General features: G+C 45.0%; 10 protein-coding genes. All 10 read left to right on the forward strand.

Translation table 11 applies throughout. From position 1 onward, the window contains the following. The first annotated feature begins 63 nt into the window (after positions 1 to 63). A complete protein-coding gene (locus MHH91_RS08975; RefSeq protein ID WP_013352319.1) occupies positions 64 to 1,245 on the forward strand; it encodes a serine hydrolase domain-containing protein in 1,182 nt (393 codons plus the stop codon). A gap of 290 nt (positions 1,246 to 1,535) precedes the next feature. Then, on the forward strand, positions 1,536 to 3,095 hold the full coding sequence (rny, locus tag MHH91_RS08980; protein ID WP_003154140.1) for a ribonuclease Y: 1,560 nt from the start codon (positions 1,536 to 1,538) through the stop codon (positions 3,093 to 3,095). Between the two features lie 61 nt (positions 3,096 to 3,156). Further along, complete coding sequence (ymdB, locus tag MHH91_RS08985; RefSeq protein ID WP_013352320.1) at positions 3,157 to 3,951, forward strand: 2',3'-cyclic-nucleotide 2'-phosphodiesterase; 795 nt, start codon at positions 3,157 to 3,159, stop codon at positions 3,949 to 3,951. Positions 3,952 to 4,150: 199 nt separating this feature from the next. After that, on the forward strand, positions 4,151 to 4,411 hold the full coding sequence (gene spoVS, locus MHH91_RS08990; RefSeq protein ID WP_003154135.1) for a stage V sporulation protein SpoVS: 261 nt from the start codon (positions 4,151 to 4,153) through the stop codon (positions 4,409 to 4,411). 256 nt (positions 4,412 to 4,667) lie between these two features. Next, positions 4,668 to 5,714, forward strand: a complete 1,047-nt coding sequence (gene tdh, locus MHH91_RS08995; protein WP_014470388.1) for an L-threonine 3-dehydrogenase — start codon at positions 4,668 to 4,670, stop codon at positions 5,712 to 5,714. Between the two features lie 15 nt (positions 5,715 to 5,729). Next, positions 5,730 to 6,905, forward strand: a complete 1,176-nt coding sequence (locus MHH91_RS09000; protein WP_013352322.1) for a glycine C-acetyltransferase — start codon at positions 5,730 to 5,732, stop codon at positions 6,903 to 6,905. A 142-nt stretch (positions 6,906 to 7,047) separates the two neighbouring features. Beyond that, positions 7,048 to 8,577: a tRNA (N6-isopentenyl adenosine(37)-C2)-methylthiotransferase MiaB gene (miaB, locus tag MHH91_RS09005; protein ID WP_007611533.1), complete on the forward strand. Its 1,530-nt coding sequence runs from the start codon at positions 7,048 to 7,050 to the stop codon at positions 8,575 to 8,577. A gap of 2 nt (positions 8,578 to 8,579) precedes the next feature. Continuing rightward, positions 8,580 to 9,011, forward strand: coding sequence for a RicAFT regulatory complex protein RicA family protein (locus MHH91_RS09010; RefSeq protein WP_013352323.1), 432 nt, complete (start codon positions 8,580 to 8,582; stop codon positions 9,009 to 9,011). 253 nt (positions 9,012 to 9,264) lie between these two features. Then, positions 9,265 to 9,810, forward strand: coding sequence for an outer spore coat protein CotE (gene cotE / locus MHH91_RS09015; protein WP_013352324.1), 546 nt, complete (start codon positions 9,265 to 9,267; stop codon positions 9,808 to 9,810). A 115-nt stretch (positions 9,811 to 9,925) separates the two neighbouring features. Continuing rightward, a complete protein-coding gene (gene mutS, locus MHH91_RS09020) occupies positions 9,926 to 12,511 on the forward strand; it encodes a DNA mismatch repair protein MutS (protein ID WP_014470386.1) in 2,586 nt (861 codons plus the stop codon). Positions 12,512 to 12,522 lie beyond the last annotated feature (11 nt).

Here is a 12,522-nt window from a genome sequence, read left to right on the forward strand (position 1 = left end):
TTTCACCCTTCACTCGTCTAACATCATGGCGAAAGTTGAAATTATATCTGAGGAGGAAAAAAGATGACGAGCCCCCGCCGCACAAGAATTAATAAACATAGAAAGAAAAAGTTGATGAAAACGGGAGGGCTGTTTCTTTTTCTGCTGCTTGTCACTGTTTTTATTATGATCTGGACCGTCACAGCGCATCACCGGGAGAAGGAATCCGTTAAAAGCGCTCCCGCTGCTCAATCTGATTCTTCAAAAGACCAGACTCAACAAAAAAAAGAAAAGACGCAAAAAGAGAAAACACCTAAATCAATCGATCACAATAAACAGATCAGCAATTACTTGCAACAGATCGGGTTCAGTGGCACAGCAATGGTCGTAAAAGATGGAAAGGTTGTGCTGAAAAAAGGTTTTGGCTATGCGGACCGAAAACAAAAAATTAAGAACAATCCGGAGACATCATATTATGTTGGTTCTTCACAAAAAGCGTTAATCGCGACGGCTGTCTTGCAGCTTGAAGAAAAAGGGCTGCTTCAGACGAGTGACACCGTCAGTACATACTTGCCGAATTTTCCTAACGGCACGCGCATTACACTGAAAAACCTGCTCAATCATACGTCAGGAATAAACGGACATATTGAGGGACAGGGACCGATTTCTCCTATTGATTTAATCAAGGATATAGAATACCGCGGAATTAAACGGCAGCCTGGGGTTTGGGAGTACAGGGATTCCAATTATTCAGTGCTCGCCTATATCGTATCTCAGGTCAGCGGGGAGTCATACGAACAATATATTAAAGACCATGTGTTTAAACCGGCCGGAATGAAGCATGCCGGATTTTACAAAACTTTTGCTGAAGCCAAATATCCGGCTGTCGGCTACAAAGTTGATGAGAGCGGCCGGCTTGTCACGCCTCACCTTTTGGACTTATCGCAGCTCTACGGGGCGGGCGATATGTATATGAGCGCTGAAGATCTTTACAAATTTGATAAAGCGGTCGTAAACGGCACGCTCCTTTCAAAAGAAAGCTTTACAAAAATGTTCACAGCAGGAAGCAGTTCCGCTTACGGCATGGGATTTTACATTGATCCGGGAAGCTATTCCAATCACGGCGTAATGCCCGGTTACAACATCTTGAACAGCTTCAGCCATTCGGCAAGCAAATATGTCATTTTATTGTCAAATATTCAGAATAACGCCAAATTAGGGCAGGTGAACAACAGAATTTACCAATTGCTTAACCAGGCGAACTAACGAGCCGCCATTCACGAAAAGCAGCTGAAGGTATGGTATGATATATACATGGCGAAGATTCCGAGATGAAGGCGAATCGTTAAGCTGGCAAGCTTGACAAGTATTTCCGACACAATTACAATGAAGTTGTAACATTTGTTTTTTAACATGATTGTTAAACCATTTAAACTTGACAAGGGCATGAAAGACTCATTCCCTGTGAAGGTTCTGTATGTTGAGAAAATCAGACAATGTACATGCCGGCACTTATTTAAGCAACAACCAAGTTCATAGCAAGAGGAGGTGAAAGTATGACCCCAATGACGGTTCTCATCTCCATTTTGCTGACTCTGCTCGGTTTAGTTGTTGGCTACTATGTTCGTAAAACCATTGCCGAAGCAAAGATTGCGGGCGCACGCGGTGCTGCCGAGCAAATCCTTGAAGATGCAAAGCGTGATGCTGAAGCACTGAAAAAAGAAGCTCTGCTTGAAGCAAAGGACGAAATCCATACACTTCGAATAGATGCTGAACAGGAAGTTCGTGAAAGACGAAATGAGCTTCAAAAACAAGAAAACCGTTTACTTCAAAAAGAAGAAAATCTTGACCGTAAACATGAAGGAATTGATAAACGGGAAGCGATGTTGGAGAAGAAAGATCATTCTCTGAATGAACGACAACAACATATTGAAGAGATGGAAAGCAAAGTGGATGAGATGATTCGTATGCAGCAGTCAGAACTCGAACGCATTTCGAGCCTGACACGGGATGAAGCGAAACAAATCATTCTTGACCGGGTTGAAAATGAGCTTTCACATGATATCGCCATCATGACAAAAGAAACCGAAAACCGTGCGAAAGAAGAGGCAGACAAAAAGGCGAAAAACATTTTGTCGCTTGCTTTGCAGCGCTGTGCAGCAGATCATGTTGCCGAAACGACGGTATCGGTCGTCAATCTTCCGAATGATGAGATGAAAGGACGTATCATCGGCCGTGAAGGGCGTAACATCCGTACGCTTGAAACGCTTACAGGTATTGACCTGATTATTGATGACACACCTGAAGCAGTCATTCTTTCCGGATTTGATCCGATCAGACGGGAGACGGCAAGAATCGCTCTTGATAAACTCGTTCAGGATGGCCGTATTCACCCGGCTCGTATTGAAGAAATGGTTGAAAAATCCCGCCGCGAGGTTGATGACTATATCCGGGAAATGGGTGAGCAGACCACATTTGAAGTCGGCGTTCACGGACTCCATCCGGATCTGATCAAGATTCTCGGCCGGTTGAAATTCCGTACAAGCTATGGGCAGAACGTACTGAAACATTCAATGGAAGTTGCGTTTTTAGCCGGTTTAATGGCTTCCGAGCTAGGAGAAGATGCAAAGCTTGCTAAGCGGGCAGGTCTTCTGCATGACATCGGAAAAGCAATTGACCATGAAGTGGAAGGAAGCCACGTGGAAATCGGAGTGGAGCTTGCGACCAAATATAAAGAGCATCCAGTCGTCATTAACAGTATTGCGTCACACCACGGAGACGAAGAGCCGACTTCCATTATCGCCGTTCTGGTCGCTGCAGCTGATGCACTGTCAGCCGCAAGACCGGGTGCGAGAAGTGAAACGCTCGAAAACTATATCCGCAGACTTGAAAAGCTTGAAGAAATCTCCGAGTCTTACGAAGGTGTTGAAAAATCATTTGCAATTCAGGCCGGCCGTGAAGTTCGCATCATGGTGAAACCGGATTCCATTAATGATTTGGAAGCCCATCGTTTGGCGCGTGATATCCGTAAACGAATTGAGGACGAGCTTGATTATCCGGGCCACATTAAAGTGACCGTGATAAGAGAAACTCGGGCCGTAGAGTATGCAAAATAAAGTGATGCTTAGCGCATCACTTTATTTTTTTGAGTCTCCAGAAAAGAAAGGAATGGAATTTATGAGAATTTTATTTATCGGCGATGTTGTCGGTTCTCCGGGCCGCGATATGGTAAAAGAATATGTCCCGAAATTGAAAGCAAAACATAAGCCGCATTTTACGATTATTAACGGAGAAAATGCAGCACACGGAAAAGGACTGACGGAAAAGATCTACCATAGCCTGATGGAAGCAGGAGCCGACGCCATTACTATGGGAAACCATACGTGGGATAAAAAAGAGATCTTTGACTTTATTGATGATGTGCCGCATCTTGTCCGGCCGGCGAATTTCCCGGAAGGCACACCGGGCAAAGGCATTACTTATATTAAATCGAACGGAAAAGAGCTTGCCGTCATTAATTTACAGGGGCGGACGTTTCTTCCGCCGCTTGATGATCCGTTTGCTAAAGCAGATGAACTAATAGAAGAAGCGAAAAAACGCACGCCGTACATTTTTATTGATTTTCACGCTGAAGCGACAAGCGAAAAAATTGCGCTCGGCTGGTACACAGACGGAAGAGCCTCAGCCGTTGTAGGCACGCATACACACGTACAAACGGCAGATAACCGCATTTTGCCGAAAGGAACGGCATATATTACTGATGTAGGCATGACGGGTCCGTATGATGGAATTCTCGGTATGGACAGAGAAACGGTCATTAAGCGGTTTAAAACCAATCTTCCGGTCCGTTTTACCGTTGCGGAAGGGAAAACAACGCTGAGCGGGGTGCTCATCGACATCGACGATCAGACGAAAAAAGCCGTAAATATCGAACGGATTTTAATCAATGATGACCATATGTTCTTTGAATAGGTGATCATGTGTTTATTTTATAAAAATATTAAAAGGAAAAGCAGGAATATAGCAACTTCTTAGTGAATATAGTAGAAATGGAAGGTAGCCCGCTATTTTTGAAAAGCATTGTGGGGATGGCTTTTTGGATAGCAACATCTAATAATGATTGTTCTAATGAACACTCACTTATCCATTGTAAAACTAAGGGGGAGCAGAAATGGAAATCTTAAAAGTTTCAGCAAAATCAAGTCCAAATTCAGTAGCAGGCGCGCTTGCCGGCGTATTGAGAGAACGCGGAGCCGCCGAAATTCAAGCAATTGGGGCGGGTGCCTTAAACCAGGCTGTTAAAGCGGTTGCGATTGCCAGAGGCTTTGTCGCGCCAAGCGGCGTAGATTTGATTTGTATTCCGGCTTTTACAGATATACAGATTGACGGAGAAGAAAGAACGGCGATTAAGTTAATCGTCGAGCCCCGTTAAAACAAAACATGTACATTCTCAACCTGCTTGCGTAAGGCGAGCAGGTTGTTTTTATTGCTGTCAGATTTTCTCACAATATTATATTAATAGTACGAAGAGATGATAAACGACTTTATTCATATAATATTCAAAAAAAATCCCGCCCATTTTTTCGGACGGAAGCAATTGTTTTTATCAGGTGGACGCTGGTATTTACCTCCTTCTGATACCATGTTACAATCCAGTTATTACAGTGTTTTTTTGAGGAGGAGTGTACATGTTGGGAGGAAAGATGAAAGCTATCGTTAAAAATGAAAACGCTTTCGGAGCAACTCTGAAAGAAATTCCCATACCTTCCATTAATGAGAATGAAGTTCTCATTAAAGTACAGGCCGCATCTATATGCGGTACAGATGTTCACATTTATAATTGGGACCAATGGGCGCAGGAGCGAATCAAAACACCTCAAGTATTCGGACATGAATTCAGCGGTATCGTAGCAGAAACGGGTAAGCACGTCACAAATGTCAAAATAGGTGACTATGTATCGGCGGAAACCCACTTCGTCTGCGGAACTTGTGTCCCCTGTTTAACAGGAAAACATCATGTGTGCACTCATACAAAGATCCTTGGCGTAGATACAGCCGGGTCATTCGCTGAATATGTCAAAGTGCCGGCTCAAAACATTTGGAAAAACCCCGCTGACATGGACCCTGCCGTCGCCTCTGTTCAAGAGCCGCTTGGCAACGCTGTTCACACGGTGCTGGAAAACAGCCATCTGGCAGGCGGTTCCGCCGCAATTATCGGCTGCGGGCCGATCGGACTGATGGCGGTGGCGGTGGCTAAGGCAGCCGGCGCATCCCGCATTGCGGCCATTGATAAAAATGATTACAGGCTGGCTCTTGCAAAGAAATTGGGAGCCACAATCACCATTTCAGCTGACAAAGAAGATCCGCTTGAAGTCATTGACACCTTAACGGGCGGAGAAGGGATAGACCTTGTCTGCGAAATGTCAGGCCACCCGGCAGCCATAACACAAGGATTAAAGATGGCGGCCAACGGGGGAAGATTCCATATGCTGAGTCTGCCGGAACATCCGGTGACGATTGACCTGACAAATGACGTGGTGTTTAAAGGTCTCACTGTCCAAGGGATCACAGGCAGAAAAATGTTTGAAACATGGCGGCAGGTATCGCATCTGCTTGAATCCGGCCTTGTTGATCTGACGCCGGTGATCACCCATCAGTTTCCGCTTGAAGAATTTGAAAAAGGGTTTGACCTGATGAGAAAGGGCCAGTGCGGCAAAGTCATTCTGATTCCATAAGGGGAGGGTTCTACAATGAAAGAATTTGAATATCTAAAAGCAGAGCTTGATAAAATGAAAGAAAATAAAACATGGCAGGAAATGAAGCAAATTGAAACGAGGCAGGGGCCGTCGGTGGCAGTCAAAGGGGAAAACGTGATTCAGCTTTCATCGAACAATTATCTCGGTTTGACGTCGCATCCAAGACTTGTCGAAGCGGCAAAACGCGCCGCGGAGGAATTCGGAGCGGGCACGGGGTCCGTCCGGACAATCGCCGGAACATTTACGATGCACAATGAGCTGGAGAAAAAGCTGGCAAACTTTAAAAAAACAGAAGCGGCACTTGTGTTTCAATCGGGTTTTACAACGAACCAAGGCGTCCTATCAAGCATTCTGACAAAAGAGGATATCGTTATATCTGACGAACTGAACCACGCTTCCATCATTGACGGGATCAGGCTGACAAAAGCAGATAAGAAGGTGTACCGCCATGTCGATATGGACGATCTGGAAAGGGTGCTGAAAAAATCAATGAATTACCACATGCGCCTGATCGTCACGGACGGCGTTTTCTCAATGGACGGCAACATCGCTCCTCTTCCTGACATCGTCAAACTTGCAGAGGCGTACGATGCTTTTGTAATGGTCGACGATGCGCATGCTTCCGGGGTACTCGGGAAAAACGGGAGAGGAACGGTTAATCACTTCGGGCTTGACGGAAGAGTCCATATTCAGGTGGGCACATTAAGCAAAGCCATCGGAGTGCTTGGCGGATATGCCGCAGGGTCCAAGGTTCTAATCGATTACCTGCGCCATAAAGGACGTCCTTTCTTATTCAGCACCTCCCATCCGCCTGCGGTGACGGCCGCATGCATAGAAGCCATTGACGTCCTGCTGGAAGAGCCGGAGCATATGGAAAAGCTTTGGGACAACACGGCGTATTTCAAAGACAAACTGGTTCAAATGGGGCTGACCCTTACAAAAAGCGAAACGCCGATCGTGCCGATATTAATAGGTGAGGAAGAAAAAGCCCAGAGATTATCAGACCTTTTATTGACCCGCGGCGTTTTTGCTCAAAGCATCGTGTATCCGACGGTCGCCCAAGGAAAAGCGAGAATCCGCACCATTATTACGGCGGAGCATACAAAAGAGGAGCTTGACCGGGCGCTTGAAGTAATCCGTTCCGCCGCAAAAGAGCTGCAGCTTGTGTAAGAGGGAAATGATTCCCTCTTTTTTATTTCTTATTGATTCTTATTCTCAATAAGGTGTACAATAATAGGCTGGCGGTTGTGCCAAATGCTTTTAACCAGTATACTTGAGGGTGGAAGTTTCGGTTGAAAGGAGACATTCGAACATGAATGAAAAGCAAAAGCAGGAAAGCGGACAAGTAAATCCAGCGGACAAAAAATCCGAAAAGGATTACAGCAAGTATTTCGAAGCCGTATATATTCCGCCTTCATTAAAAGATGCGAAAAAACGGGGCAAAGAATCCGTTCAATATCATAACGATTTTAAAATCTCAGAAGAATTTAAAGGCCTCGGGGAAGGCAGGAAGTTTTATATCCGCACTTACGGATGTCAGATGAATGAGCATGATACGGAAGTCATGGCAGGTATTTTTATGGCGCTTGGATATGAAGCGACAAATTCAGTTGATGATGCGAATGTCATTTTATTAAACACCTGCGCCATCCGGGAAAATGCTGAAAACAAAGTGTTCGGCGAACTCGGCCATTTAAAAGCGCTCAAAAAAAATAACCCGGACCTGATTCTGGGCGTATGCGGCTGTATGTCACAAGAAGAATCAGTCGTAAACCGCATCCTTAAGAAGCACCCGTTTGTCGATATGATTTTCGGCACGCACAACATTCACCGTCTGCCGGAACTGTTATCAGAGGCATACTTATCAAAAGAGATGGTGATTGAAGTGTGGTCGAAGGAAGGGGATGTCATTGAAAACCTTCCGAAGGTCCGCAACGGCAAAATTAAGGGCTGGGTCAACATCATGTACGGCTGTGATAAATTCTGCACATACTGCATCGTGCCGTATACCCGCGGAAAAGAACGAAGCCGCCGTCCTGAAGAAATTATCCAGGAAGTCAGAAGACTTGCAAGCGAAGGTTATAAAGAAATCACGCTGCTCGGTCAAAACGTTAATGCGTACGGAAAAGATTTTGAGGACATAACGTACGGACTCGGTGATTTAATGGACGAACTGCGTAAAATTGATATTCCGAGAATCCGTTTCACGACAAGCCATCCGCGTGACTTTGATGACCATCTGATCGAAGTGCTCGCCAAAGGCGGCAACCTGCTTGACCATATCCATCTTCCGGTTCAATCAGGAAGCTCGGCCATGTTAAAAATGATGGCGCGCAAATATGACAGAGAACGCTATCTGGAGCTTGTCGGAAAAATTAAAGCGGCGATGCCGAACGCTTCACTCACTACCGATATCATTGTCGGTTTCCCGAATGAAACCGATGAACAGTTTGAGGAAACCCTTTCTTTATATCGTGAAGTGGAATTTGACAGCGCGTATACGTTTATTTACTCTCCTCGTGAAGGCACGCCTGCGGCGAAGATGAAAGACAACGTTCCGATGAGGGTCAAGAAAGAACGTCTTCAGCGCCTCAATGATTTGGTGAAAGAAATTTCCGCCAAAAAAATGAAGGAATATGAAGGCCGGACTGTCGAAGTATTAGTTGAGGGAGAAAGCAAAAATAACCCTGACATTCTTGCCGGCTATACGGAAAAAAGCAAGCTCGTCAACTTCAAAGGGCCGAAAGACGCCATCGGCAAGATTGTACGCGTCAAAATCGAACAGGCGAAAACATGGTCGCTTGACGGTGTGATGGCAGGAGAAGCAATCGAGGTGAAATAATAATGACGCTTTACTCTAAGAAAGACATTGTACAGCAGGCCAGGAACCTTGCGAAAATGATTTCTGAAACAGAAGAAGTTGATTTTTTCAAACGCGCCGAGGCGCAGATTAATGAAAATGAAAAAGTCTCTGTGATTATTAATCAGATTAAAGCCCTGCAAAAGCAAGCCGTTAACCTGAAGCATTACGAAAAGCTTGAAGCTTTGAAACAAGTGGAAAGTAAAATTGACGCCCTGCAGGAAGAGCTTGAAGCGATTCCGATCATTCAGGAATTCAGAGATTCCCAGATTGAGGTTAATGACCTTCTTCAGCTTGTCGCTCACACGATTTCCAATCAGGTGACAAACGAAATCATTACGTCTACCGGCGGCAACCTGCTGACGGGAGAAACCGGTTCAAAAGTAAAACATTCGAATAACAGCTGTTCCTTTTAAACACGGGGCCTTCATCGGCCCGTGTTTTTTTGTTTTGAAAGAACTAATTATATCATGTACTAAATATTCATCATTTTATCGTTTCGCCTGATCTTCCCGAAAAAGTTTTATCAGACTTAAAAGTAAAGTTTCTGGGCAGGGCTGCATACAATGAAACAGAAACTTTGTATTTTTATATTTTTATTATAAAAATGCACATGAGACAAATGCCCAGCATAAGATAACACGAAGAAGAACAAGGAGGCCTACGGGAATGTCTGAATACAGGGAAATTATTACGAAAGCGGTAGTTGCGAAAGGAAGAAAATTCACCCAATGCACCAACACGATCTCACCTGATCAAAAACCGTCAAGCATATTGGGCGGCTGGATTATCAATCACAAGTATGATGCCGAAAAGATTGGGAAAACGGTAGAGATTGAAGGGTATTATGATATAAACGTCTGGTACTCTTACGCCGATAATACAAAAACGGAAGTTGTAACCGAGAGAGTGAAGTATGTTGACGTGATTAAACTCAGATACAGAGATACAAATTACTTAGATGACGAGCACGAAGTCATTGCCAAAGTACTGCAGCAGCCGAATTGTCTTGAAGTCACCATTTCTCCTAACGGAAATAAAATCGTTGTTCAGGCCGAGCGGGAGTTTTTAGCGGAAGTGGTCGGGGAAACGAAAGTAGTCGTAGAAGTAAATGCTGATTGGGAAGAAGACGATGATGATGATTGGGAAGACGATCTTGACGAAGAATTAGAGGACATTAACCCTGAATTTTTAGTCGGAGATCCTGAAGAATAAGCAGAGGCTAGGGGAGATAACACCCCAAGTCTCTTTTTTATATATAAAGATATCACTCTTTTGTTTATGTTATAATGGGATGCGGAAAAGAAGATACATAGTGAGGGATTAAATGATGGCTAGTTACACGCCTATGATACAGCAATACTTGAAGATAAAGGCAGAATACCAAGATGCCTTTTTATTTTTTCGGCTTGGTGACTTTTATGAAATGTTTTTTGAAGATGCAAAAAAAGCGTCACAAGAGCTTGAAATTACACTGACAAGCAGAGACGGAGGATCGGCTGATAAAATTCCGATGTGCGGCGTGCCTTATCATTCCGCGGCGGCTTATATTGAACAGCTGATTAAAAAGGGCTATAAAGTCGCGATCTGTGAGCAGACGGAAGATCCGAAGGCGGCCAAAGGCGTTGTCAAAAGAGAAGTCGTCCAGCTGATCACACCGGGAACCGTGATGGACGGAAAAGGCATTCATGAGTCGGAAAACAATTTTATCGCTTCCGTTTCCGCATTTCCTGGCGGATACGGCCTTGCTTTATCAGACTTAACGACTGGAGAAAACCTCGCCGTATTTATTGAACGGATTGAAGATGTCATGTCAGAAATTTATTCAGTCGGCGCAAAGGAAATTGTCGTATCAAGCAAGTTTAATGAAAATACAGCGGCCCAGCTGAAAGAACGGTGCGGCGCAACGATTTCCATCGAAGACGGGAAAATGACAGACCGGATTGAAATCGCAAAGCACTTACCTGGCGAAGAGCTGACAGAGACGTTTATGCGTTTATATACGTATTTGCAGAAAACGCAAAAACGGAGCCTGGATCACCTGCAGCCGGTTCAAGTGTATGAATTGGAAGAAGCGATGAAAATTGATCTGTATTCAAAACGGAATCTTGAACTGACAGAAACGATTCGTTCGAAAAGCAAAAAAGGGTCACTGCTCTGGCTTTTAGACGAGACGAAAACAGCAATGGGCGGCAGGCTCCTCAAACAATGGATTGACCGCCCGCTGATCAGGGCATCCCAAATCGAAGAACGTCAGGAAATGGTCGAGACGCTGATCAATCATCTGTTTGAGCGTGAAGATCTGCGCGAACGCCTGAAGGAAGTGTATGATTTGGAGCGTCTTGCGGGCCGGGTCGCATTCGGAAACGTCAATGCAAGGGATTTAATCCAGCTGAAAGAATCGTTAAAACAGGTGCCGAGCATTAAAGAGCTTGTCGGGTCTCTTAACCATAAAAAAGCAAAAGAACGCGCCGGCTTGATTGACCCGTGCGGAGATCTGCTTGACCTGTTAGAAGATGCGCTGCATGAAAACCCGCCGTTATCTTTAAAGGAAGGCAACTTAATAAAAGACGGCTATCATCAGAAGCTTGATGAGTACCGTGACGCCAGCAAAAACGGAAAAGACTGGATTGCCAGACTGGAGCAGCAGGAACGCGCGTATACAGGCATCCGTTCATTAAAGGTCGGCTTTAATAAAGTGTTCGGCTATTATATTGAAGTCACAAAAGCAAACCTTCATCTCCTTGAGGACGGGCGGTATGAGCGGAAGCAGACGCTCACAAACGCCGAACGGTACATTACGCCGGAATTAAAGGAAAAAGAAGCGCTTATTTTAGAAGCGGAAAACAACATTTGCGAGCTGGAATATGAGCTTTTTGCCGGACTGCGTGAAAAGGTTAAGCAATTTATTCCGCGCCTGCAGCGTCTAGCCAAGCAAATGAGTGAGCTCGACGCACTGCAATGCTTTGCCACGATCAGTGAAAACAGGCATTACACAAAGCCCGTCTTTTCCGATAATGAGGTAAAAGTCATTGAAGGCAGACATCCTGTCGTTGAAAAGGTGATGGACAGTCAAGAATATGTGCCGAACAATTGCCTGATGGGCGAATCACGGGAAATGCTTTTGATTACGGGTCCGAATATGTCAGGTAAAAGCACGTACATGAGACAGATCGCACTTTTATCAATCATGGCCCAGATCGGCTGTTTTGTGCCCGCAAAAGAAGCAGTTCTGCCGATTTTTGATCAAATCTTTACGAGAATCGGGGCTGCGGACGATTTGATCTCCGGACAAAGCACCTTTATGGTGGAAATGCTGGAAGCGAAAAACGCGATCGTAAACGCCACAAAAGACAGCCTGATCCTGTTCGATGAAATCGGACGCGGGACGTCAACGTATGACGGAATGGCGCTGGCACAGGCGATTATTGAATATGTCCATGATCATATCGGCGCTAAAACACTGTTCAGCACGCATTATCATGAACTGACGGTGCTTGAAGATAAGCTTCCTCAGCTGAAAAACGTTCATGTGCGCGCCGAGGAATATAACGGAACGGTCGTGTTTCTCCATCAAATTAAAGAAGGAGCCGCCGATAAAAGTTACGGCATTCATGTCGCCCAGCTTGCCGAGCTCCCGGATGATCTGATCAGCCGCGCGCAGGAGATTCTGAAACAGCTAGAGCAGTCAGGAGATAAACCGGAGCTTCCGGCGGCACCTGAGAAAAAGCCCGTCGTCAAGGAAGAACCGGCACAGCTGTCCTTTTTTGCAGACGGTGAAAAAGAACAGAAAGCACCGGCTGTTTCTCATAAAGAAAAACAAGTGCTTGAAGCCTTTAAGTCGATCAATATTCTTGATATGACGCCTCTTGAGGCGATGAATGAAATGTACAAGCTGCAAAAAAAATTAAAATAGAAAGAGGTGAC

Source organism: Bacillus sp. FSL K6-2819, from assembly GCF_038008305.1.
GTDB lineage: Bacteria > Bacillota > Bacilli > Bacillales > Bacillaceae > Bacillus > Bacillus amyloliquefaciens.